This window comes from Streptomyces sp. NPDC054842, assembly GCF_053611025.1.
Map to the genome: position 1 here is coordinate 31,486 of NZ_JBSGZN010000042.1, position 23,276 is coordinate 54,761.

General features: G+C 72.7%; 23 protein-coding genes. 13 read left to right on the forward strand and 10 right to left on the reverse strand.

Features of this window, described 5'->3' with window-relative positions; all coding sequences use genetic code 11:
- The first annotated feature begins 237 nt into the window (after positions 1-237).
- The 4 genes from ACWGIS_RS27815 (at position 238) to ACWGIS_RS27830 (ending at position 2,956) form a co-directional block, all read left to right on the forward strand.
- On the forward strand, positions 238-948 hold the full coding sequence (locus ACWGIS_RS27815) for a GntR family transcriptional regulator (protein WP_453365188.1): 711 nt from the start codon (positions 238-240) through the stop codon (positions 946-948).
- The gene (locus ACWGIS_RS27820; protein WP_453365189.1) at positions 945-1,103 is read left to right on the forward strand and encodes a hypothetical protein; all 159 of its coding nucleotides are present in this window, start codon (positions 945-947) and stop codon (positions 1,101-1,103) included. The genes ACWGIS_RS27815 and ACWGIS_RS27820 overlap by 4 nt, the downstream gene beginning before the upstream one ends.
- 46 nt (positions 1,104-1,149) lie before the next feature.
- Positions 1,150-2,166 carry a 1-aminocyclopropane-1-carboxylate deaminase gene (locus tag ACWGIS_RS27825; protein WP_453365190.1) on the forward strand — a complete coding sequence of 339 codons (1,017 nt, stop codon included), beginning with the start codon at positions 1,150-1,152 and terminating at the stop codon, positions 2,164-2,166.
- Between the two features lie 223 nt (positions 2,167-2,389).
- Positions 2,390-2,956, forward strand: coding sequence for a TetR/AcrR family transcriptional regulator (locus ACWGIS_RS27830; RefSeq protein ID WP_453365191.1), 567 nt, complete (start codon positions 2,390-2,392; stop codon positions 2,954-2,956).
- Positions 2,957-3,711: 755 nt separating this feature from the next.
- Here ACWGIS_RS27830 and ACWGIS_RS27835 read toward each other — a convergent pair.
- The 8 genes from ACWGIS_RS27835 to ACWGIS_RS27870 form a co-directional block, all read right to left on the reverse strand.
- Positions 3,712-4,893, reverse strand: a complete 1,182-nt coding sequence (locus ACWGIS_RS27835; protein ID WP_453365222.1) for a TerD family protein — start codon at positions 4,891-4,893, stop codon at positions 3,712-3,714.
- A 64-nt stretch (positions 4,894-4,957) separates the two neighbouring features.
- Positions 4,958-5,179, reverse strand: coding sequence for a hypothetical protein (locus ACWGIS_RS27840; protein ID WP_453365192.1), 222 nt, complete (start codon positions 5,177-5,179; stop codon positions 4,958-4,960).
- Positions 5,180-5,220: 41 nt separating this feature from the next.
- Positions 5,221-6,210, reverse strand: coding sequence for a zinc-dependent alcohol dehydrogenase family protein (locus tag ACWGIS_RS27845; protein ID WP_453365193.1), 990 nt, complete (start codon positions 6,208-6,210; stop codon positions 5,221-5,223).
- A complete protein-coding gene (locus tag ACWGIS_RS27850; protein ID WP_453365194.1) occupies positions 6,207-7,058 on the reverse strand; it encodes a carbohydrate ABC transporter permease in 852 nt (283 codons plus the stop codon). The genes ACWGIS_RS27845 and ACWGIS_RS27850 overlap by 4 nt, the downstream gene beginning before the upstream one ends.
- Positions 7,055-7,993 (reverse strand): carbohydrate ABC transporter permease, encoded by a 939-nt coding sequence (locus ACWGIS_RS27855; RefSeq protein ID WP_453365195.1) that lies wholly within the window; start codon positions 7,991-7,993, stop codon positions 7,055-7,057. Before ACWGIS_RS27855 ends, ACWGIS_RS27850 begins: the two co-directional genes overlap by 4 nt.
- The gene (locus ACWGIS_RS27860) at positions 7,990-9,357 is read right to left on the reverse strand and encodes an ABC transporter substrate-binding protein (protein ID WP_453365196.1); all 1,368 of its coding nucleotides are present in this window, start codon (positions 9,355-9,357) and stop codon (positions 7,990-7,992) included. Before ACWGIS_RS27860 ends, ACWGIS_RS27855 begins: the two co-directional genes overlap by 4 nt.
- Before the next feature lie 105 nt (positions 9,358-9,462).
- On the reverse strand, positions 9,463-10,233 hold the full coding sequence (locus ACWGIS_RS27865; RefSeq protein ID WP_453365197.1) for a DeoR/GlpR family DNA-binding transcription regulator: 771 nt from the start codon (positions 10,231-10,233) through the stop codon (positions 9,463-9,465).
- Between the two features lie 263 nt (positions 10,234-10,496).
- Entirely contained in the window at positions 10,497-11,321 is an 825-nt protein-coding gene (locus ACWGIS_RS27870) for an NAD-dependent epimerase/dehydratase family protein (protein ID WP_453365198.1), read from the reverse strand.
- A 286-nt stretch (positions 11,322-11,607) separates the two neighbouring features.
- Between ACWGIS_RS27870 and ACWGIS_RS27875 the strand changes: the two genes are divergently transcribed.
- Both ACWGIS_RS27875 and ACWGIS_RS27880 read left to right on the forward strand, forming a co-directional pair.
- The gene (locus ACWGIS_RS27875; RefSeq protein WP_453365199.1) at positions 11,608-12,549 is read left to right on the forward strand and encodes a 5-dehydro-4-deoxyglucarate dehydratase; all 942 of its coding nucleotides are present in this window, start codon (positions 11,608-11,610) and stop codon (positions 12,547-12,549) included.
- Positions 12,546-13,745, forward strand: a complete 1,200-nt coding sequence (locus ACWGIS_RS27880; protein WP_453365200.1) for a hypothetical protein — start codon at positions 12,546-12,548, stop codon at positions 13,743-13,745. The genes ACWGIS_RS27875 and ACWGIS_RS27880 overlap by 4 nt, the downstream gene beginning before the upstream one ends.
- Before the next feature lie 241 nt (positions 13,746-13,986).
- On the opposite strand, the gene ACWGIS_RS27885 is transcribed toward ACWGIS_RS27880, so the two are convergent.
- Together ACWGIS_RS27885 and ACWGIS_RS27890 are read right to left on the reverse strand one after the other, a co-directional pair.
- Positions 13,987-14,280: a hypothetical protein gene (locus ACWGIS_RS27885; RefSeq protein WP_453365201.1), complete on the reverse strand. Its 294-nt coding sequence runs from the start codon at positions 14,278-14,280 to the stop codon at positions 13,987-13,989.
- A gap of 129 nt (positions 14,281-14,409) precedes the next feature.
- Positions 14,410-15,384, reverse strand: coding sequence for an NAD(P)-dependent alcohol dehydrogenase (locus ACWGIS_RS27890; RefSeq protein WP_453365202.1), 975 nt, complete (start codon positions 15,382-15,384; stop codon positions 14,410-14,412).
- A gap of 107 nt (positions 15,385-15,491) precedes the next feature.
- On the opposite strand from ACWGIS_RS27890, the gene ACWGIS_RS27895 reads away from it, so the two are divergent.
- From ACWGIS_RS27895 to ACWGIS_RS27925, 7 genes are all read left to right on the forward strand, one after another.
- Positions 15,492-16,079 carry a TIGR03086 family metal-binding protein gene (locus tag ACWGIS_RS27895; RefSeq protein ID WP_453365203.1) on the forward strand — a complete coding sequence of 196 codons (588 nt, stop codon included), beginning with the start codon at positions 15,492-15,494 and terminating at the stop codon, positions 16,077-16,079.
- 913 nt (positions 16,080-16,992) lie between these two features.
- Positions 16,993-17,778: an MBL fold metallo-hydrolase gene (locus tag ACWGIS_RS27900; protein WP_453365204.1), complete on the forward strand. Its 786-nt coding sequence runs from the start codon at positions 16,993-16,995 to the stop codon at positions 17,776-17,778.
- Between the two features lie 145 nt (positions 17,779-17,923).
- Positions 17,924-18,580: a GntR family transcriptional regulator gene (locus tag ACWGIS_RS27905; RefSeq protein ID WP_453365205.1), complete on the forward strand. Its 657-nt coding sequence runs from the start codon at positions 17,924-17,926 to the stop codon at positions 18,578-18,580.
- Positions 18,577-19,485 carry a dihydrodipicolinate synthase family protein gene (locus ACWGIS_RS27910; RefSeq protein ID WP_453365206.1) on the forward strand — a complete coding sequence of 303 codons (909 nt, stop codon included), beginning with the start codon at positions 18,577-18,579 and terminating at the stop codon, positions 19,483-19,485. Before ACWGIS_RS27905 ends, ACWGIS_RS27910 begins: the two co-directional genes overlap by 4 nt.
- On the forward strand, positions 19,473-21,212 hold the full coding sequence (gene araD, locus ACWGIS_RS27915) for an L-arabinonate dehydratase (RefSeq protein ID WP_453365207.1): 1,740 nt from the start codon (positions 19,473-19,475) through the stop codon (positions 21,210-21,212). Before ACWGIS_RS27910 ends, araD begins: the two co-directional genes overlap by 13 nt.
- A gap of 228 nt (positions 21,213-21,440) precedes the next feature.
- Positions 21,441-22,376 carry a carbohydrate ABC transporter permease gene (locus ACWGIS_RS27920; RefSeq protein WP_453365208.1) on the forward strand — a complete coding sequence of 312 codons (936 nt, stop codon included), beginning with the start codon at positions 21,441-21,443 and terminating at the stop codon, positions 22,374-22,376.
- The gene (locus ACWGIS_RS27925) at positions 22,373-23,275 is read left to right on the forward strand and encodes a carbohydrate ABC transporter permease (protein ID WP_453365209.1); all 903 of its coding nucleotides are present in this window, start codon (positions 22,373-22,375) and stop codon (positions 23,273-23,275) included. Before ACWGIS_RS27920 ends, ACWGIS_RS27925 begins: the two co-directional genes overlap by 4 nt.
- Position 23,276: the final 1 nt, after the last annotated feature.

Below are 23,276 nucleotides of genomic sequence, written 5' to 3' on the forward strand. Positions count from 1 at the left end.
CAGCCGGGTTGATCCGGTTTGATCCGGGTCGGGCTGAGGCTGCCTGGGGCGAACTCAGCGCTGCTGGGCTGGGTCTTCCTGGGCCGGGACGCCCGTGCCGGGTCGGGCGGGTCGGCCCGGCGGAGTTCCGCGGGACGTCGTGGCCGGTGAGGGCGAGGTGATGTGCGGGAGGGCGGTCCGTGGGGGCACGGGCCGCCCTCTTGCGGGTCCGGGTAGCTGATATCTAACATTTCAGTTGTGGAGACGATGCGACCCGTGCGGCGGACCCTGCTGCGGGACCGGGCCTACGAGGCCATCCGGGACGCCATCGTGGCCGGTGACCTCGCGCCGGGCGCGGTGGTGCGGGACGCCGAACTCGCCGAGCGGCTCGGGCTGTCGCGGGCTCCGGTCCGCGAGGCGTTCGCCCGGCTCGTCGACGAGGGGCTCCTGGAGTCCAAGCCGCAGAGCTACACCCGGGTGACTCCCGTGAACGCCGCCGACGTGCGGGACGCCGCCGCCGTGGTCGGCGCGATGCACGAGCTGGCGGTGCGGACGGCCGTGCCCCGGCTCGACGCCGGCCACATCGCCGTGATGCGGGAGGCCAACACGCGGTTCGCCCGCGCCGTACGGGACGGCGACGTGGACGCCGCCCTGCGTGCCGACGACGAGCTGCACGACGTCCTGGTGCGGGCTTGCGGCAACCGCGCCGCCGCGGCCACCGTCGCGCGGTACACCCCCCTCATCCGGCGGCTGGAGCGGCGCCGCTTCGGCGAAGGGGGCAACTGCCGGTCGGCCGGTCTGCACGAGCGGCTGATCGACGCGTGTGCCGACGGGGACGTGGACGAGGCCGTCCGTGTCACGGCGGACATCTGGCGCGGGCTGGAGGAACTGGTGGATGGGGGTGCCGGTCCGGATGGGAGTGGCGGCGAAGGCGGCGGTGACGGGAGTGGGGGAAGTGGCATGCCGTGACGCTGTTGCCCGAGGTGCCCGAGGTGCCCGAGGTGCCCGAGGTGCCCGTGGTCGCGCCCGTGGTCGTGCCGGCCGTCGCGGTGGCGGTCGCGGTGGTGTGGGTGCCGGTGTCCGTCGTGGTGCCGGTGCCGTCCACGACGGTGGAGAAGCGGTGAACGTGCTGGTTTCCGAGACGGCACCCGAATCGGGGAGGACCCCCTCATGTCCCTTGACTCGTACGCCCGTTACCCCCTGCTCTTCGGGCCCTCGCCCGTGCACCCCCTGGAGCGCCTGACCGGGCATCTCGGAGGCGCCGCACTGTGGGCCAAGCGGGAGGACTGCAACTCCGGCATCGCCTACGGCGGCAACAAGACCCGCAAACTGGAGTACCTCGTCGCCGACGCGCTCGCCCAGGGCTGCGACACACTGGTCTCGATCGGCGGGGTCCAGTCCAACCACACCCGCCAGGTCGCCGCCTGCGCCGCCCGCGCCGGTCTCAAGTGCGTGCTCGTGCAGGAGAGTTGGGTGGACTGGCCCGACGCCGTGTACGACAAGGTCGGCAACATCCTCATTAGCAGGCTCGCCGGCGCCGACGTACGGCTCGTCCGGGCCGGGTTCGGCATCGGCGTCAAGGAGAGCTGGGAGCTGGCGCTGCGCGAGGTCGAGGAGGCGGGCGGCCGGCCGTACGCCATCCCGGCGGGGGCCTCGGACCATCCGCTGGGCGGCCTCGGGTTCGCCGGCTGGGCCTACGAGGTCGCCGCGCAGGAGAAGCAGCTCGGCGTCTTCTTCGACACCGTGGTGGTGTGCTCGGTGACCGGGTCCACCCAGGCCGGGATGGTGGCCGGGTTCGCGGCGCTCGCCGAGGCGGGCGGGCGACCGCGGCGCGTCCTCGGGATCGACGCGTCGGCGGAGCCCGCCCGCACCCGTGAGCAGATCCTGCGCATCGCTCGGCGCACCGGCCGGCTGATCGGTCTGCGGGCCGAACTGACGGAGGCGGACGTCGAGCTCGACGAGCGGTACCACGCCGGTACCTACGGTGTCCCCGACGAGGCCACGCTGGACGCGATGCGGCTCGCGGCGCGTACCGAGGGGATGGTCACCGACCCCGTGTACGAGGGAAAGTCGATGGCCGGCCTGGTCGATCTGGTCGCGCGCGGCGAGATCCGGCGGGAGGCGACGGTGCTGTACGCCCATCTCGGGGGGCAGCCCGCGCTGAACGCCTACAGCGCGCTGTTCTGACCCGAGCCGATCCGATCCGAGCCCGATCCAGAGGGGCCTTCTCCGCTGCTCGTTACGATGCGGAGAGGGGCCCCGGTTGGTGAGGAGCGTGGGGATGGCGGGTGTGGGTGCGGGTGTGGGTGCCGCTTTGGGTTCGGGGGCGACTGCTGGCTCCGGTGCGGGGGCCGGTTCGCGTGCCGGTGCCGGTGCCGGTTCGGGGGCGACTGCGGGTGCGGGTGCCGGTGTGGGGGCTGTGCGGTCCATGAGGGCTGACGCGCGGCGGAATTACGAGCGGTTGCTCAAGGAGGCCGCGGTCGCGTTCGCCGAGCACGGGGAGAGCGCGTCGCTGGACGACATCGCCAAGCGGGCGGGCGTCGGGTCCGGCACGCTGTACCGGCACTTCCCGACGCGGCGGGCGTTGCTGGAGGCGGTGTACGTCGGTGGCATCGAGGCGATCGCGGCGCGGGCGGACGAGCTGGCGCGGGAGCTGCCGCCGGGCGAGGCGCTGGGGGAGTGGCTCAACGAGCTCGGCGAGGGCATGATCCGGATGCGCGGGCTGAAGGCGCTGCTGGGGTCGGCCGTCGCGGACGGGTGCTCTCCCGTGCTGAGCGCGTGTGGGGAGCCGTTGAAGCGGGCGGCGGGGCGGTTGGTGGGGGCGGCTCAACGGGAGGGGACGCTGCGGGTGGATCTGGAGCCGGTCGAGGTGCTGCGGCTGGCGCACGGCGTCGTGACGGCGTCGGAGTTGGCCGGCGGTGGCGGGCCGTGCATCCGGCGGTATCTGTCGCTGCTCACGGAGGGGCTGCGGGCGTAGGGCCTGCGGTGCCCTCCGGGTGGGCGTCGGGCGCGGTGCCCTCCGGGTGGGCGCCGGGCGCTGCCGGTTCGGTGGGTGGGTCGGGGCCGTGCCGGTACATCCGGCCGTCGGTAGTTGTTGTCGGCCTCTGCTACCAGCGTTCCTCGGTTGCGTAGGCCCCGTGCCCGACGGCCATGTGATGTACCGGCACGGCCCCTCCGGTGCGATGGCGGCTGCGGGTCGTCGTTCCCTGCGGTCCGGGCAGGTGGGAGCGTCGCTTGCGGGCTTCGGCAGGCGGGGCGGGCGTCGAGTGCTTTCCGCCGGTGGTGGGTCGGGGCCGTGCCGGTGCGTCCGGCCGTCGGTAGTTGTCGCTGGCCCGAACCAGCGTTCCTCGGTTGCGTACCTCCCGTGCCCGACGGCCATGTGATGTACCGGCACGGCCCCTCCGGTGCGATGGCGGCTGCGGGTCGTGGGCGGTTGGGCCGCGGGGGCTCGGGCCGGACGCCCGGCTGCGGGCGGGCGGTGAGGGGCGGTGCCTACTCGTGCGCTCCGGCTGCGGGCATGCGTGCAGCCGGAGCGATGCGGCCGGGTGGGCGCAGGCGGCGTCCCGTTCGTGCGGGCTCGCCGATCCACCCCAAGGTCGATCGCAGCGCAGGGAGGTGGTGCCCATCGGCATGGTGGCGCCCGGAGTGGGCCCACCTACGTCGTGGCGGCGCCCGGAGTGGCCCACCCGGGCGGGTTTCCCCCGAGGGCCGGGTGGGCTCGGTGGGGGTGGGTCAGAGGGCGGCGGCCGACGGCTTGACCATGCCGCGGACCGTGCGGGACTTGACGAAGTCGCCCACCGCCGTCATTTCCCACTCGCCGGAGAACTGCTTGATCATCTTGGCCATGATGACGCCCGTCTGGGCCTCCGCGTTGGTGAGGTCGAAGCGGACCAGCTCCTCGCCCGTCGCCGCGTCGAGGAGGCGGCAGTACGCCTTGGCGACCTCGGTGAACTTCTGGCCCGTGAAGGAGTTGACCGTGAAGACGAGGCCGGTGACCTCCTGGGGGAGACGGCCCAGGTCGACGACGATCACCTCGTCGTCACCGCCGCCCTCGCCCGTGAGGTTGTCGCCGGAGTGCTTGATCGCGCCGTTCACGATGGAGAGCTTGCCGAAGTAGCAGCTGTCGATGTGGTTGCGCTGCGGCCCGTACGCGATGACCGAGGCGTCCAGGTCGATGTCCTTGCCGCGGAACGCGGGCTCCCAACCGAGGCCCATCTTGACCTGGGAGAGCAGCGGGCGGCCGCCCTTGACCAGGGACACCGTCTGGTTCTTCTGCAGGCTCACCCGGCCCTTGTCCAGGTTGATCTTCCCGGAGGAGGGGGCGGCGGGTGCGGCGGCGGGCGGTGCGGCCGGGACGGGCGGGGCCGCGACGGGCCGCGCCGGGGCGGCGGCGGGCTGGGCCGGGGGCGCGGCGGGTGCCGGTTCCTCGACCGTGACGCCGAAGTCCGTGGCGATGCCGGCCAGGCCGTTCGCGTAGCCCTGGCCTACCGCGCGGGCCTTCCAGACGCCGTTGCGCAGGTAGACCTCGACGATCACCAGGGCCGTCTCCGCGCCCAGCTGCGGCGGGGTGAAGGACGCCAGGACGGAGTTGTCGTCCGCGTTGCGGATGGTGGCCGTGGGCTCGACGCCCTGGAAGGTCTGCCCCGCGGCGTCCGGGCTCGCGGTGACGACGATCTTCTCGATGCCCGGCGGGACCGCGGCCGTGTCGACGGTGATCGCGTCCGGAGCGGAACCGCCGCCCGAGCGGTACGTCACGCCGGGGCCCGCGGGCTGGTTGTAGAAGATGAAGTCGTCGTCGGAGCGCACCTTGCCGTCGGCGGTGAGCAGCAGGCCCGAAACGTCGAGCCGCACGGGAGCGGCGACGTCCACCGTCACGCGCGTGACGGGGAGAGGGATGTTCGAGCCGGGGGTCATAGCTGTCATGCCGGGTGAACGACCGACACCGCTTTACCGTTCCCTTACCCTGCGGCCAATCGGGTCAGCGCCGGTTGCGGGGGTGGTCGCGCGCCGTGCGTTCGTTGCCGTGCTTGTAGTTCCCGGTCCAGCGGGCCATCACCAGCTGGGGGTCCCCGGCCTCGGTCTCGGCGAGGAACTGTTCGGCACGGGCGCCGCGCAGGGTGCCTGCGGCCCGGTCACGGTGGGTGATGGTGACGGAGCCGTCCGCGTGCTCCTCGTACCGGAATCCCTGGGGTGCTGGCATGGCCGGATGCTAGGCGCCCGGCCATGCCCGGTGCCAGCGGATTACGGCGTCACCACGATCTTGCGGCCGACGCCCGCCGCGAACTGCTCCAGCGCCTGCGGGTAGCTCGCCAGTGGCAGCCGGTCGCTGATGAAGACGTCCGGGTCGAGGACGCCGTTCGCGAACAGCTCGGCCGCGCGTTCGAAGCTGTGCAGGACCGCCATGGAGCCGGTGATGGTGATCTCCTGGTTGTAGATGCGGTAGGGGTCGATGGTGACCCGGGTCGCGTAGTCGGCGACGCCGAACTGGAGGAAGGTGCCGGCCTTCGCGACCCGGTCCAGGCCGTCCTGGATCGCGGCTCCGTTGCCGGTCGCGTCGACGACCACGTCCCAGCCCTGCGGGCGGTCCAGCTCGTCGGCGCCGGTGGCCGCCCCGGAGACGCCGAGCAGCCTGGCCGTGGACAGCCGCTGCTCGTTGAGGTCCACCACGTCGACGCTCGCCGCGCCGGTCCGCTTGGCCAGCTCCAGCATCATCAGGCCCATCGTGCCCGAGCCGTAGATGAGGACGTGGGCGCCGAGACGGGAGTTGAGGACGTCGTAGCCGCGGACCGCGCAGGACAGCGGCTCGACGAGGGCGGCGTCCTGGGTGCGGACGTGCTCGGGCAGTTTCACGCAGTTCGCGACGGGGGCCACCGCGTACTGGGCGGCGCCGCCGGCCGTGGTGACGCCGATGGCGGCCCAGCGTTCGCAGAGGTTGTTGTGGCCGTTGCGGCACTGGCGGCATTCGTGGCAGTGGAGGGAGGGGTCCACGGCCACGCGGTCGCCGGTCGCCAGCTCGGTGACACCGGTGCCGACAGCGACCACCTCGCCCGCGAACTCGTGTCCCGGCACGATGGGCAGCCTCGGCGCGAACTCGCCCTGGAGGATGTGCAGATCGGTGCCGCACAGACCGCAGGCGGCGACCTCGACGACCACCTCGCGGGGCCCCGGCGTCGGGTCCGGGACCTCGGTGACGACGGCCCTGCCCACGGACTCGATGACGGCGGCCTTCATTTCACGGCTCCCAACGACAGGCCCTGGACCAGCTTGTCCTGGGCGGCGAACCCCGCGGCGAGCACCGGCAGGGAGATGACGAGCGACGCGGCGCACACCTTGGCCAGGAACAGGCCCTGACTGGTGATGAAGCCGGTCAGGAAGACGGGCGCGGTCTCGGCCACCACGCCGGTCAGCACCCGGGCGAACAGCAGCTCGTTCCAGCTGAAGATGAAGCAGATCAGGGCGGTGGCCGCGATGCCGGGCGCGGAGATCGGGGCCACGATGCGGGCGAGGACCGTCGGCAGCCGCGCTCCGTCGATCTGTGCGGCCTCGATGACCGCGACCGGCACCTCCGCGAGGAAGGACTGCATCATCCACACCGCGATCGGCAGGTTCATGGAGGTGTACAGGATGACCAGCAGCCAGATGTTGTCGAGCAGGCCGGTGTTCTTCGCGAACAGGTAGATCGGCAGCAGGCCGGCGACGACCGGCAGCATCTTGGTGGAGAGGAAGAAGAACAGGACGTCGGTCCACTTCTTCACCGGCCGGATGGACAGCGCGTACGCCGCGGGCAGGGCCAGCAGCAGCACGCACAGGGTGGAGACGACGGACGCCACCGTGGAGTTGATGAGGGACGGCCAGGGGCTGGCGCCGCCGCCGGAGCCGAAGAACTCGCGGTAGCCGTCGAGGGTGAGGGAGGCCGCGAAGGACGGCGGGTTGGTCGCCGCGTCCGACTCGGAGTGGAAGGACGTCAGCGCCATCCAGGCGACGGGCAGGAAGAAGACGAGGCCGGCCAGCCAGGCGACCAGGCCGAGGCCCGCGCCACGGCTGCGGCGGCTGCTTACGGGTGCGGCGGTGGCGCTCATGCGCGGGACGCCTCCTCGCTGAACAGGGACGACACCACGCGCAGGGCGAAGGTCGCGATGATGATCGAACCGATGACGACCAGGACGCCGGCGGCGGACGCGAGACCGTTCTCGTGGGCCTGGTAGAAGCTCTGGTAGACGGTGTACGGCAGGTTCGCGGTGCCGAGGCCGCCCGAAGTGAGGGTGAAGACGGCGTCGAAGTTCTGCACGATGTAGATCGAGCCGAGCAGGGCGCCGAGTTCGAGGTAGCGGCGCAGGTGGGGCAGGGTCAGGTGGCGGAAGACCTGCCAGTCGCTCGCGCCGTCGACGCGGGCCGCCTCGATCTGCTCGGGGGAGCGGCTCTGCAGTCCGGCCAGCAGGATCAGCATCATGAACGGCGTCCACTGCCAGATCAGCGAGGCCTCGACCGCCAGCAGCGGGGTGCCGGAGATCCAGTCCGGCTGTGGGCCGCCCACATAGTGGAGGAGCCCGTTGAACAGGCCGTACTCCGGGTTGTAGAGCACATGTTTCCAGAGCAGTGCGGCGGCCACCGGGACGACCAGGAACGGTGCGATGAGCAGCGTGCGGACCAGGCCGCGGCCCCGGAACCGGCGGTCCATGAGCAGGGCGAGGCCGAGCCCCAGGACCAGGCTGACGACGACCACGGTGGCGGTCAGCACGATCGTGGTGAGGACCGACTTGCGCAGGTCGGGGTCGCTGAGGACGTCCCCGTAGTTGGCGAGGCCGGTGAAGTGGCGGGCCTTCGGATAGAGGGAGTTCCAGTCGAAGAAGGAGATCACCAGCGTGGCCACGAAGGGAAGCTGGGTCACGGCGATCATGAAGATCAGGGCGGGGAGCAGCGGGGCGCGGGTGGCCCATACGCGGAGCCGGCCGGAGGACCTGGGGGCGGTGCTCGCCGGAGCGGTGGCGATCGGGGCTGTCGTCGTGGCGGTCATCGTCCCTCGTACTCCTCGGAGATCTGCTCGGCCAGCCGCTGGGACTTCCGCAGGGCCGACTCGACGGACTGGCGTCCGGCGACGGCCGCGCTGATCTCCTGGGAGACCTTGGTGCCGAGATCGGTGAACTCGGGGATGCCGACGAACTGGATGCCGGGCGCCGGGCGCGGCTGCACTCCCGGGTCGCGGGGCCGGGCCCCCTCGATCGCGGCCCGCGTCATGTCCTGGAAGGCGGCGGCCTCCTCGCGGTACTCGGCGTTGGCGTAGGTCGAGGCACGCTTCCCGGCCGGGACGTCGGACCAGCCGACCTTGTCCCCGACGAGCCGCTCGTACTCCTTGCCCGACGCCCAGGAGACGAACTTCCAGGCCTTGTCCGGGTTGTGGGAGGCCTTCTGCATGCCCCAGGCCCAGGTGTAGAGCCAGCCGGAGCTCTTCGTCCTCTCGACCGGTGCCGGCGCGTAGCCGATCTTGCCCTTGACCGGCGACTTGGCCGACTCCAGCGATCCTGCGGCGGAGGTGGCGTCGTACCACATGGCCGTCTTGCCCTGGGTGAGGTTGTTCAGGCACTCGGCGAAGCCGGACTGGGCGGCGCCGGACTCGCCGTGCTCGCGGACCAGGCCGACATAGAACTTCGTCGCCTTCACGAAGTCGGGGGAGTCCAGGCGGGCCTTCCAGTCCTTGTCGAACCAGGTCCCGCCGAAGGTGTTCACCACCGTCGTGAGCGGCGCCATGATCTCGCCCCAGCCGGGCAGCCCGCGCAGGCAGATGCCGCGCATCCCGGGCTCGGCGCCGTCCACCTTCGCGGCGAGGTCCGCCACCTGCCGCCAGGTCGGGTGCGCGGGCATCTTCAGGCCCTTCGCGGCGAACACGTCCTTGCGGTACATCAGGAACGACGACTCGCCGTAGAACGGCTGCCCGTAGAGCTTGCCGTCGTCGCCGGTCAGGGACTGGCGCATGGGCTTGAGCACGTCCTGCTCGTCGTACCCGGGGTCCTCGCGGACGTACGAGTCCATCTCGTGCAGCCAGCCGTTCCTGGCGTAGATGGGTATCTCGTAGTTGCTGAGGGTGGCGACGTCGTACTGTCCGGCCTGGTTGGCGAAGTCCTGGCTGATCTTGTCGCGGACGTCGTTCTCGGGCAGGACGGTGAAGTTGACCCGGATGCCGGTCTCCTTGGTGAAGTGCTCGGCGGTGAGCTTCTGGAGTTCGACCATCTGTGGGTTGTTGACCATCAGCACGTTGAGGGAGTCGCCGCCGGAACCGGCCCCGCCCGCCCCGGCCCAGCAGCCGGAGAGCAGCGGGGCGAGCAGCGTCCCTGCGGCGGCCGCGGCGAGTGCGCGCGGCCTCCGTCGGCTCTGGGTTCGCATGGATCGCTCCTGGACGTAGGGGGAGTGAAGGGAAGGCATGGGGGTGCCGTCGCCCCACGCGAGTCGCGGGGCGCGGTGGGATGCGGGGGCGGGTCGCCGGGGTCGTCAGACGCGGATGACCTGGGGGCCCTGGAGGGAGTACCGATGGGCTTCGGACGAGGGGAGCAGGGTGCTGGTGACGATCGCCTCCAGCACGCTGATGTCGGCGAACCGGCAGAAGCTCACCGCTCCGAACTTGGTGTGCACGCCCGCGAAGACGGTCCGCCGCGACGCGCGGACGGCCTGTGCCTTGACCTCGCTCACCGCCGGGTCGGGAGTGGTCAGGCCCTGTTCGCGGGAGATGCCGTTGGCGCCGATGAACGCCAGGTCGATGACGAAGTCGGCGAGCATCTTCGTCGTCCAGTGGTCGACGGTGGCGAGCGTGCCGGGGCGGACCCGGCCGCCGAGCAGCAGGACGCTCGTGTTGTCGGCCTCGGCCAGGGCGCCCGCGGTGGCGAGCGAGGCGGTGACCACGGTCAGCGGGCGGTCCCGGGGCAGCGCCTCGGCGATGAGCTGGGGGGTGAAGCCCTCGTCGATGAAGACGGTCTCGGCGTCCCCGAGCAACTCGGCCGCCGCGGCGGCGATCCTGCGCTTCTCGGGGACATGGCTGGTGGTGCGGAAGGCGAGGGTCGTCTCGAAGCCCGCGCTCTCCACCGGATAGGCGCCGCCGTGGGTGCGCCGTACCAGGCCGTGATCCTCCAGGGTGCGCAGATCGCGCCGGACGGTCTCCTTGGCCACGCCCAGTTCGGCGGCGAGTGTGGTGACGTCCACCGAGCCGGTGCGGCGCGCGGCCCGGACGATCTCACGCTGTCGTTCTTCCGCGGTCATGGCCGTCATCTGCTTCCTGTGCCCCCTGCCGTACTGCCCGTTCGGGCCCGGTGGGGCCCACGTGGGAAGTTCTACAGCGCGTGTCGGCGAGTGACCAGGTCTGTTCCCTGCCCGATGCTGCCCGGCTGTGCCCGTTTCGTACGCCGCCTGTCCGTGCCGGACCTGCGGCCGAGCCGACGAGGGGGTGTGTTCGGGCAGCCGCTGTGCCCGAACAGGGGAGCGGGCGGGCCCGTTCGGTGCCCGCCCGCTCCTGAACGCCTCGCGTCGCCGTGTCAGTACGGCCAGATCGGCGGGTGCGTGACGAAGTGGCCGCCCAGGTGGGCGTGGTCCGGGTTGTCCGGGTCGAGCTCGCCCTGTTCGGCGACGAGCTTCTCGGCGTACGGCTCGGAGTCGTCCTGCGGCTCGTAGCCGAGGGCCCGCGCGGTCGTGAGGTCCCACCACAGACGGGTGTTGGCGGAGGAGCCGTAGACGACCGTGTGCCCGACGTCCTCGGCGGTGAGGGCGGCGTGGAAGAGGCGGGCGCCGTCCTCGGGGCTCATCCACACGGAGAGCATGCGGACGCTGGTGGGCTCGGCGAAGCAGGAGCCGATCCGCACGGAGACGGTCTCCAGGCCGTGCTTGTCCCAGTAGAACTGCGCGAGGTCCTCGCCGAAGGACTTGGACAGGCCGTAGAAGGTGTCCGGGCGGCGCGGGGTGTCGATCGGGATCAGCGCGCCGGGGTCGAGGGGGGCCTCGCCGCGCGGGCGGGGCGTGAAGCCCACCGCGTGGTTGGAGGAGGCGAAGACGATCCGGCGCACGCCCTCCTCCAGAGCCGCCTCGTACAGGTTGTAGGTCCCCTCGATGTTCGCCTTGAGGATCTTGTCGAAGGAGGCTTCCAGGGAGATGCCCGCGAGGTGGATGACCGCGTCCACGCCCCGGACCGCCTCGCGCAGCGCGGTCCGGTCCGAGAGGTCCGCGGTGATCGCGTCCGGCTCGCCCTCCACGGGGCGCAGGTCCAGCAGGCGCAGCTCGTACCCGTACCGCGGCAGCAGTTCCCTCATGAGGGTGCCGAGTCCGCCGGCGGCGCCGGTGAGCAGAACGGTGCGGGGAGCGGGCATCCTCGGTCTCCTTGCATCGGCAGCCGTATGACATGCGTATGCGTGTACGGCATTCACATTCGTGGACACGCTAGGGATCTCCGCCGCCCTGCGTCAAGTGTCGCGCGGAGGCGCCGAATCCGCCTCCGTGTCGCCGGTTTGCGCGCTTGACCGGCCCCGAGGTCGCGGCTTAGCGTGGGCGCGTTCAGAAATATAGACGTGGATCAGAGACGTGCACTGTGTGGTGTGTGCGTGAGCGCCGACGCGGCGCGGCGCGCCGGGCGCCGTGCCTGTTCAGGGAGAGCCCGTGACGCCAGCCCCGCTCGCCGCCCGACTGCGCGCCCCCAGCGGCCCGCTGTTCTTCCCCGTCACCGCGTACGGCCCCGAGGGCTCCGTCGACCTCGACGTCTACCGCGAGCACGTGCGCCGGGGCGTCGACGCCGGAGCGGCCGCCGTGTTCGCGTGCTGCGGCACGGGGGAGTTCCACGCGCTCACGCCCGAGGAGTTCCAGGCGTGCGTGCGGGCGGCCGTGGAGGCGGCGGCGGGACGGGTGCCGGTCGTCGCCGGCGCCGGCTACGGCACCGCGCTCGCCGTCCGCTTCGCCCGCCTCGCCGAGGAGGCGGGCGCGGACGGCCTGCTCGCCATGCCGCCGTACCTCGTCGTCGCCGGGCAGGAGGGCCTGCTGCGCCACTACCGTGAACTCGCCGCCGCGACCTCCCTCGACATCGTCGTCTACCAGCGCGACAACGCCCTCTTCACCCCCGGGACGGTCGTCGAACTCGCCCGCACCGACGGCGTCATCGGCTTCAAGGACGGGCTCGGCGACCTCGACCTGATGCAGCGCATCGTCAGCGCGGTGCGCAGCGAGGTCCCGGGAGACTTCCTCTACTTCAACGGCCTGCCCACCGCCGAACTCACCGGGCTCGCCTACCGCGGCATCGGCATCACCCTGTACTCCTCCGCCGTCTTCTGCTTCGCCCCGGAGATCGCCCTCGCCTTCCACACCGCGCTGAACACGGGCGACGACACCACCGCCAACCGGCTGCTCGACGGCTTCTACCGGCCGTTCGTCGACCTGCGGGCGCTGGGCCGCGGCTACGCCGTCTCGCTCGTGAAGGCGGGCGTACGGCTGCGGGGACTCGACGTCGGCGAGGTCCGGCCGCCCCTGCACGAACCCCCGGAGGAACACGTCAAACAGCTCGCCGAACTCGTCGAGCGGGGCCACGCGCTGATCGAGGAGGGCCGGTGAGCGCGGCCGGCCGCCGGGCCGAGCCGCCGCGCGCGTCGGCGTTCGTCTACCCGTGGGACGTCAACGGCGACCCCGGCGCCGCGGCCCGCATCGCCGGGCTCGGCGTGCAGCAGGCGACGCTCGCCTCCGCCTACCACTCCACCCGCGCCCTCACCCCCCGCCACCCGCGGCACCGGGTCGTCACCGCCTCGCACGCCGCCGTGCTCTACCCGCCGGACGGCGAGCACTGGAAGGGGCAGCGGCTGCGCCCGTACCCGGCCGGGGACTGGGCGCCAGGTGACGCGTACGGGGAGGCCGCCGCCGCCCTCGCCGCGGCCGGCCTCGACGTGCACACCTGGGTGGTCCTCGCCCACAACTCCCGCCTGGGCGAGGAGTTCCCGGACACGTCCGTCCTCAACGCCTACGGGGACCGCTATTCCTGGGCGCCCTGCATCGCGCAGCCCGGCACGCGCGCGTACCTGACCCGCCTCGCCGTGGAGGCGGCCGTGCGCCCCGGCGCCGCCGGGACGGAACTGGAGTCCCTCGGCTGGTACGGGTTCGCCCATCTCCACGCCCACGACAAGACGGCGGGCGTGCGCCTCGGGGACGCCGGCCAGTACCTGATGTCCTTGTGCTTCTGCCCCTCCTGCCGCGACGGGTACGCGGGCCTGGGCCTCGACCCCGACGAGACGGCGGACGCGGTGCGGCGCGCGCTGGAGCCGGTCTGGCGGGGCGACGCGCCCGGCGAGGGCTGGGAGGCGGTGGAGAAGCTCCTCGGCGGGGAACGCGCGGCCGCCACGCGCGCGTGGCGGGACTCCGTCGCGCGGTCCCTCCAGGAGGAGACGGTCACTGCCGTACGCGCCGCCGCCCCAACGGGCTTCCGCGTCCTGCTCCACGCCGACCCGGTGTCGTACCACTGCGGTGCGAACGCCGGAGTGGACCCCGGGCACATCCTGTCGGTCGCCGACGGCGTGGTCGTGCCCTGCACCGGCGGGCCGGAGCTGCTCGCCCCGTTCGCCGGACAGGGGGTCGAAGGGCGCGTGCTGGCGGCCAACTTCACCGTGGTGAGCGGCATGGGCGGCAGCCCCGCCACGCTGGGCGCCGACATGGCACGGGCGGCCGGCCTCGGGGCCGGCGAAGTGCGGCTGTACCACGCCGGGTTGGCGTCCGACGAGGACCTGTCGCTCGTCGGGGAGGCGCTCGCACGCCGCGCGTGAACCCTCATCAGCGGCACGATGCCCACCGGCAGGACCGCTCCCAGCACCACCAGCACCGGCTGGTGGGGGACCAGTTCGACCAGGCCGGCGCCCACGCCGAGACCCACCGCGTTCGGCGCGAACACCAGGGTGCCGGCCGTCGCCGCGGCACGGCCCGCCAGCGCGTCCGGCGTCTCCCGCTGGGCCGCCGTCAGGGCGGCCACCGGCACGCACGGCAGGCCCAGGCCGATCGCCGCACTGCTCACCAACGCCACGGCGTCGGACGGAGCAGCCCGCGCCGCCCGGCGACCGCGGTTACGGCGATCCCGACAGCGGCGAAGCGGGGGCCGCCGAACCCGCGCAGCAGCGGGCCCGCGGCCAGCCCGGCGACCACCGAACCCGCCCCCTGGACGGTGTAGAGCACCCCGGCGTAGGCGGGAGGGCGCCCCAGTCCGTCCACCACCGCGTACAGCAGCGCGCCGTTGACGCCCGCGCAGAACATGGTGGTGCCGCCCGCGACGACCAGCGCCCGCAGCGTCGCGTGGCGCCACAGCACGCGGGCGCCCCCGGCCGTACGCTCCCACGGGCCGCCCCGGCAGCCGGCGCGGCTTCTTCTCACGGACGCGCAGCAGGGCGTACAGGGCCGCCGCGATCACGAAGGTGCACGAGTCGAGAGGCGACTGCCCTACACGGCGACGGTGACCACCAGCTTGCCCCGGGGGTGGCCGTCGGTCAGGTGGCGTACGGCGTCGGCGGCCTCGGCCAGCGGGTAGACGCGGTCGACGGCCGGGACGATGTCGCCGCTCTCCGCCAGGCGCCCCAGCGTCAGCAGGTCCTCCCGGCGGGACACGGACGTCAGGTTGCGGAGGTTCTGGCGCACGAAGGGCGACAGCATTACGGCACGCAGCTGGCGGTCCAGGCCGCCCAGCCACGGACCGCCGCCCTCGCCCCCGGCGATGACCAGGGTGCCGCGTGGGGCGAGGACACGGCGCAGGCGCGGCAGCGGGCGGTTGCCCGCCACGTCGAGGATCACGTCGTAGCGGGCGGGGCCCTCGGTGACGTCCTGGCGGGTGTAGTCGACGACCTCGGCGGCGCCCAGGGAACGGACGAGGTCCGCGCCGCCGGGGCCGCAGACGCCGGTCACCTCCGCGCCGTACATCACCGCGAGCTGCACCGCGAAGCTGCCCACGCCTCCGGAGGCGCCGATGACGAGGACCTTCTGCCCCGGCCGCGGGCGGGCGGTGCCGCTCAGGGCCTGCAGGGCGGTCTGGCCGGAGACGGGGAGGGCGGCGGCCTGCTCGAAGGTGAGGTTCGCCGGCTTGGGGACGAGTCGGTCGGCCCGGGCGCACGTGTACTCGGCGAAGGCGCCCTCGCAGGTGCCGAACACCTCGTCACCCGGGCGCAGGCCGGTCACCTTCGCCCCGACGGCCTCCACGGTGCCGGCGCCGTCCCAGCCGCGCACGGGGTTCCTCGGTCTGCGCAGCCCGAGGACGACGCGCGCGACGTAGGGACGGCCCGTCATGAGGTGCCACACGCTCGGGTCGACGCCGGCGGCGCGGACCCGGACGAGCACCTCGTCGTCGCCGGGCACGGGACGGTCGATGTCCCGCAGTTCCAGGACGTCGACGGGGCCGTAGACATCCTGAACGATCGCTTTCATGGGGATCCCCTCTCGCGGGCCGGTGCACGGAGCACCCCGGCGGCGATGACTTCCGCGCCCGCCGCCGGTCTACCTCAGGAGTGGAGACGCCGATGGAGGAGTTCAGGATGACCGACACCATGCTCGACCTCGGACCGCAGGCCCGGATCGTGGCCGGGCTCGCGGAGCGGGTGGGCGAGGACCAGCTCGACGGCGCGACCCCGTGCCCGGAGTACGCGGTGCGCCATCTGCTCGGCCATCTGACCGGGCTGGCCATCGCCTTCCGGGACGCCGCGCGCAAGGACCTCGGGCCGACGACGGACACGCCCCCGGGCAGCAGCCTGCCGGACATCGGGCCCGGCTGGCGCGAGACGCTGGCGAAGGCCCTGGACGAACTCGGCGAGGCGTGGCGCGACCCGGCCGCGTTCACCGGTGAGACGCGGGCGGGCGGGGTGGCGCTGCCGGGCGCGGTCGCCGCCGCGGTCGCCGCCGACGAACTCGTCGTGCACGGCTGGGATCTGGCGCGCGCCACCGGCCAGGAGTACGAGCCCGACGCGGACGCGCTCCGGGCCGTCCACGCGTTCCTCGCCGCCTCGGCGGCGGAACCGGGCGGCGGGGGCGGCATCTTCGGCCCCGTCGTGCCCGTGCCGGACGACGCGCCGCTCCTGTCCCGGGCGATCGGCCTGAGCGGCCGCGACCCGCACTGGAAGCCGTAGGGCTCCCCGCTCCGGGCCTCCGGCCCGCCCGGGGGCCGGCACTCCCGGCGCACCTCGGGTGCGCGGGCTCGGGGTGCGGATGGGCGACCGGGGCCGGTCCCGCGAGGCCGACGTGCCCCTGCGCTCGCCGGGGGCGCCGGAATCGGTGCGGGCGCGCGACCGGGTTCCGCCGCGCAAGGCCGGTACGGCAGGCGGCCGTCGGGGGGACGGCGAGACCGGGAGGTGCGGTGGGCCGGGTCCCGTCCCGCGTGGCCGGTACGGCAGGCGACCGGCCCGTCCCGCGGGACCGACGTGCGGGGGCGCCGGGTGTGCCGTGCGGGCGAGCGGCCGGGTCCCACCCCACGCGGCCGGTGCGGCAGGCGACCGGCTCGTCCCGCGGGACCGACGTGCCCCTGCGCTCGCCCGGGGGTGCCGGGTGTGCGGTGCGGGCGCGCGACTGGGTCCCGTGCCGCGTGGCCGGTACGGCAGGCGCTGGACGGGGGACGGCGGACCAGGGGGTGCGGTGGGCCGGGTCCCACCCCGCGCGGTTGGTGCGGCAGGCGGCGGTCGGCGGGACGCCGGGACCAGGGCGGTGCGGCAGGCGACCGGCTCGTCCCGCGGGACCGACGTGCCCGTGCGCTCGCCCGGGGGCGCCGGGTGTGCGGTGCGGGCGAGCGGCCGGGTCCCGTCCCACCCCACGCGGCCGGTACGGCAGGCGCCGGACGGGGGACGGCGGACCAGGGGGTGCGGTGGGCCGGGTTCCACCCCGCGCGGTCGGTGCGGCAGGCGTCGGCCGGCGGGATGCCGGGACCTGGGCGGTGCCCCGGCACCACCGGCCGCTGCCCGTCCGGGTGATGCGGTCGGTCGGCTTCCCCGGTGTCACGAGGGTGGGTGGCCCGTGCCCTAGGGGGCCGGAATCCGTAGGCTCGGTCCCGTGGCGATCACTCTCACCGTCCTCGGCACCGCCTCCCCGCATCCCGGGCCCGGCCGTCCCTGCTCCGGGTACCTGCTGAGCGGCGGGGGCGCCGAGGTGTGGGTCGACGCCGGGCCGGGCAGCTTCGCGGAGTTGCAGAGGTACACGGACCCGGCACGGCTGAGCGCGATCTGGATCTCGCACCTGCACGCGGACCACAGCGCCGATCTGCTGTCGGCCGTCTACGGACTGGCCTACGGCGGGCTCACCCCGGCACGGCCCGTTCCCGTCCTGGCGCCCGAGGCGTGCGGGCAGCGGCTCGCCGGGTTCCTCGGGCGGCCCGACGCGGGATTCCTGGCCGGGATCCTCGACTTCAGGCCGCTGCGGGACGGTGCCGAGGCGCGCTTCGGCGGGCTGCGGCTGACCAGCCGCGCGGTCGTGCACGACACCGAGGCGTACGGGCTGCGCGCCGAGTGCGCGGGCGGCGTCCTCGCGTACTCCGGGGACACCGGTCCCTGTGCCGCGCTCACCGAACTCGCGGACGGCGCGGACGTGTTCCTCTGCGAGGCCGACGTCGACCGGCATCCCGGCGGCGAAGAGCAAACGCGGGTCCACCTCACGCCGGAGGAGGCGGGCGAGGCGGCCCGCAGGGCCGGCGTCGGTGAACTGCTCGTGACCCACGTCGGACCCACGCTCACCCGGGAGTCGGCGACCGCGCGGGCCGCCGCCGTGTTCGGCGGACGCACCGTCACCGCCCGCGAGGGCGACGTCCGGACGATCCGGGGCGCCGCGGGATCCCGCCGGTAAGTCGTCGCAACTTCTTTTGCCGGAAGCGTTGACGAAACACGAGCGCGCTTCTAGCTTCAACGCGTCGTACTTCGTACGTCATATATGAGACGCGATACGCGAGATCAGATGTACGCGATCCGCACGTGAGATCCGAGAGGCGCGCATGACCTCTGTGCCCATACCGATTCCGTCCCGCACGCAGTACGTGCTGGAGGGGATCAAACACCGCATCCTGACCGGGCAGTTGACCCCGGGCCAGGCCCTGGTCGAAACCGAACTCGCCGCGCAGTTCGGGGTGTCCAAGACCCCCGTGCGCGAGGCGCTCAAGACCCTGGCCGGCACCGGGCTCGTCGTGATGAACCAGTACAAGGGCGTCACGGTGCGCATGGTGGACGCGGACATGGCGCGCGAGGTGTACGACGTACGGCTGCTCCTCGAACCCGAGGCACTGCGGCGGGCGGTGCGCCGCGGAGCCTCCCTGGACGCGGCACGCGACGCCCTCGGCCGTTCCGACGACGCCTCCGACACCGCCGAACGCTCCCTGGCCAACCGGGAGTTCCACCGCGCCCTGTACGTGTCCTGCGGCAATCCGCTGCTCGGCCGGATGCTGGACGAGGTCCGGGACCAGGCCGCGTTGGTCTCCGCCGTCGCCTGGGCCGCCGACCCGTCCTGGGAACGCGAGGCGAGCGAGCACCGGGAGATCCTGCGGCTCGCGCTCGACGGCGACGCGGACGGCGCGGCGAGCGCCCTGCACGCCCACATCGCGTCGTTCGTGCGACGGGCCTTCCCCGAGGCCCAGGGAGAGGAAGGTCGGACATGACGGCGGCGTTCGAGATCCAGCGGGCCGCGCTCGCCGAGGTCGTGGCGATCCCGGTGACCCCCTTCGCCGAGGACGGCTCGGTCGATGTCGACACCCACCGGGCCCTGCTGCGCCGGCTGCTCGACGGCGGCGTGCGCACCCTCACCCCGAACGGCAACACCGGCGAGTTCTACGCGCTGACCCCCGAGGAGCGGCAGCTCGTCACGGAGCTGACCGTCGAGGAGGCGGGTGACCGCGCCGTGACCCTGGTCGGCGTCGGCCACGACGTGCCGACCGCCGTCGCCTCCGCCCGGCACGCCCGCGAACGGGGCGCGCAGATGGTGATGGTCCACCAGCCCGTGCACCCGTACGTGTCCGACGGAGGCTGGGTCGACTACCACCGGGCCATCGCGGAGGCCGTGCCCGAGCTGGGCGTCGTTCCGTACCTGCGCAACGCGCTGCTCCCGGGCGCGCGGCTCGCCGAACTCGCCGACGCCTGCCCGAACGTCATCGGCGTGAAGTACGCCGTCCCGGACGCGGCGCGCTTCGCGGCCTTCGCCCGCGACGCCGGCCTCGAACGGTTCGTGTGGGTGGCCGGACTCGCCGAGCCGTACGCCCCCTCGTACTTCTCCGCGGGCGCCACCGGCTTCACCTCGGGGCTGGTGAACGTCGCCCCCTCCGTCTCGCTGAACATGATCGAAGCGCTTCGCTCCGGGGACTACCCGGCGGCCATGAAGGTGTGGGAGCAGATCCGCCGGTTCGAGGAGCTGCGGGCCGCCGACGGCTCCGCGAACAACGTGACCGTGGTCAAGGAGGCACTGGCCTCCCTCGGTCTGTGCCGCCGCGACGTACGGGCCCCGAGCAAGCCGCTGCCCGGGGCCGAGCGGTCGGAAGTCGCCGCCATAGCCGCAGGGTGGTCGCTGTGAAGCGCCCCGAGGACCTCAGAAGCCACCAGTGGTACGGCAGCGGCGTCAGCTCGGGCCTGCGCTCCTTCAGCCATCGGGCGCGCACCCGCCAGCTCGGCTACCTCCCCGAGGAGCACCTGGGCAAGCCGGTCATCGCGATCCTGAACACCTGGTCGGACATCAACCCCTGCCACGTGCACCTGCGGGACCGCGCGCAGGCCGTGAAGCGGGGGGTGTGGCAGGCCGGCGGCTTCCCGCTGGAGTTCCCGGTCTCCACCCTGAGCGAGACCTTCCAGAAGCCGACCCCCATGCTCTACCGCAACCTGCTCGCGATGGAGACCGAGGAGCTGCTCCGGTCCTACCCGGTGGACGGCGCGGTGCTCATGGGCGGCTGCGACAAGTCCACGCCCGCCCTCCTGATGGGCGCGGCCTCCGTCGACCTGCCGGCCGTCTTCGTGCCCGCCGGGCCCATGCTGCCCGGCCACTGGCGCAACGAGGTCCTCGGCTCCGGCACCGACATGTGGAAGTACTGGGACGACAAGCGCGCCGGGCTCATCGGCGACTGCGAGATGGCGGAGCTGGAGAGCGGACTCGCCCGCTCCCCGGGCCACTGCATGACGATGGGCACGGCGTCCACGCTCACCGCCGCCGCCGAGGCCCTCGGCGTCACCGTCCCGGGCGCCTCCAGCATCCCCGCCGTCGACTCCGGGCACGACCGGATGGCGGCCGCCGCGGGCCTTCGCATCGTCGAACTGGTGCACAAAGACCGCAAATTGAGCCACATCCTCACCGAGGACGCCTTCACCGACGCGGTCACCACCGTCCTCGGGCTCGGCGGTTCCACCAACGCGGTGATCCACCTGATCGCGATGGCCGGCCGGGCGGGCGTGCGCCTCACCCTGGACGACTTCGACCGCATCGCCCGCACGGTCCCGGTGCTCGCCAACGTCCGGCCGGGCGGACAGAAGTACCTGATGGAGGACTTCCACTTCGCCGGCGGCCTGCCCGGGTTCCTCTCCCGGATCCCGGACCTGCTGCACCTGGAGCGGCCCACCGTCTCGCACGACACCATGCGCGAGCAGCTCGCCGGCGCCCGGGTGCACGACGACGACGTCATCCGCCCGCGGGACAACCCGGTCGCGGACGAGGGCGGAGTCGCCGTGCTGCGCGGCAACCTCTGCCCCGACGGCGCCGTCATCAAGCACATCACCGCCGAGCCGCACCTGCTGCGGCACACCGGACCAGCCGTCGTCTTCGACGACTACCGGACCATGCAACGCACCATCAACGACCCGGACCTGGGCATCACCGCCGACAGCGTGCTGGTGCTGCGCAACGCCGGCCCCAAGGGCGGCCCCGGCATGCCGGAGTACGGCATGCTGCCGATCCCCGACCGGCTGCTCAAGCAGGGGGTCCGGGACATGGTGCGGATCTCGGACGCCCGGATGAGCGGCACGAGTTACGGCGCCTGCGTCCTGCACGTGGCACCGGAGTCGTACGTCGGCGGGCCGCTCGCCCTGGTGCGCACCGGCGACAGCATCACCCTGGACGTCGCCGCACGCTCGCTGCGACTCGACGTGGACGACGCCGAGCTGGAGCGGCGCCGGGCGCGGTGGACGCCGCCGCCCGAGCGGTACGAGCGGGGCTACGGCGCGCTCTACACCGAACAGATCACGCAGGCCGACACCGGCTGCGACTTCGCCTTCCTGGCCAGGCCGGGGAAGGTGCCGGACCCGTACGCGGGCTGATCCCGCGGCCGTGACCCTCGCGGCCGACCACACGAACACCGTACGTGAAGCGCTTCGACGGAACCGCTCAGAAGCGCACAGCACCACCGGCTCGTCCGCACCGGCGCCCACTCCGCGACCGGCACGACCGCACCGGCGTGACCCGCCCGGCTCGCAGACCGGCGCGAGCGGGCCGACGCGCGCACCCCGAGAACGGCTCGACCCGCACACCACGAACGGAGAACAGTCATGGCACAAGCCGCAGCCGTGGCGAAACAGCCCGCGCCACCCCGGCGGCGCCGTGGCTCGTCGACGCCCCGCAGGCTCCCGTACCTCCTGATCGCGCCGGCCGGCCTGCTCATGCTGGGCTTCATCGCCTACCCGGTCATCAGCGTCTTCTACTACAGCCTGCAGCACTACAACCCGACGAAGCCCTGGCGCAACGGCTACGCGGGCCTCGACAACTTCGTGCACGCCTTCAGCGAGGACCCGCAGTTCTGGGACACGCTGACCTTCAGCGCCCAGTGGGTCGTCGTCGAGGTCGGACTGCAGCTGCTCTTCGGCCTCGCGCTCGCCCTGATCGTCAACCAGACCTTCGTGGGCCGGGCGATCGGCCGGGCGCTGGTCTTCTCGCCGTGGGCCGTCTCCGGCGTGCTGACCTCCGCGATCTGGGTGCTGCTCTACAACTCCCAGACAGGCATCACCCGTTACCTGGCCGACATGGGCATCGGCGAGTACGGCACCAGCTGGCTGTCGGACACGGCCACCGTCTTCCCGGCCGCCGTGGTCGCCGACCTGTGGCGCGGAGTCCCCTTCTTCGCGATCCTCATCCTCGCCGACCTCCAGTCCGTCTCCAAGGACCTGTACGAGGCCGCCGAGGTCGACGGAGCCAGCCGCTTCAAGCAGTTCCTGCACATCACGCTGCCCCACATCAAGGACGCCATCGTGCTGTCCACGCTGCTGCGCGCCGTGTGGGAGTTCAACAACGTCGACCTCCTCTACACCCTGACCGGCGGCGGACCCGCGGGCGAGACGACCACCCTCCCGCTGTACATCGCCAACACCAGCGTCGACGCCCACAACTTCGGCTACGCGTCCGCCCTCACCACGGTCGCGTTCGTGATTCTGCTGTTCTGCTCGGTCGTCTACCTGCGGCTGAGCAAGTTCGGAGGCGGAGACAAGTGATCACCAAGGACGCCGAGACCCTCGTCCCGGTGGCGCCCGCGCCGGTCGCCGAGGAACCCCGGCCGCGCCCGCGCCGCACCCGCCGCGCCTGGGACGAGGTCCCCCGCTGGCACATCTACCTCCCGCTCTCCCTCTACCTCGTCTTCACCCTCGTCCCCTTCTACTGGATCCTGCTCTTCGCCCTGCGGCCGGCCGGCTCGACCTCGCTGCTGCCGTGGCCCGTCACCTTCGAGCACTTCGACAAGGTGTGGACCGAGCGCAGCTTCGGGGTCTACTTCCAGAACAGCGTCCTGATCGCGGTCACCACCCTGGTGATGACCACGGTCGTCGCGCTGGCCGGCGGTTACGCCCTCGCCCGCTTCGACTTCAAGGTCAAGCGCGCCTTCATGCTGGCGCTGCTCTGCTCGCAGTTCGTGCCGGGCGCCCTGCTGCTCGTGCCGCTGTTCCAGATCTTCGCCAAGCTCCAGATGATCAACTCGATCGGCAGTGTGGTCGTCGCCGAGACGGTCTTCCAGCTGCCGCTGTCGATGATCCTCATCAGCGGGTTCATCCGGAACGTGCCGTACTCCCTCGAAGAGGCCGCCTGGGTCGACGGCTGCAACCGTTTCCGCGCCTTCCGGATCGTCGTACTCCCGCTGCTGCGGCCGGGGTTGATCGCCGTCGGCTCCTTCGCCTTCGTGCACGCCTGGAACCACTTCCTGTTCGCCCTGATGTTCCTCAGCAACCAGGACAAGCAGACCCTCCCCGTCGGCCTCAACACCCTGATGAGCTCGGACAGCGTGGACCTGGGGGCGCTCGCCGCGGGCGGCATCATCGCGGCCGTGCCCGTGGTCCTCGTCTTCGCCTTCATCCAGAAGTGGCTGATCACCGGCTTCAGCGCGGGGGCGGTGAAGGGATGAC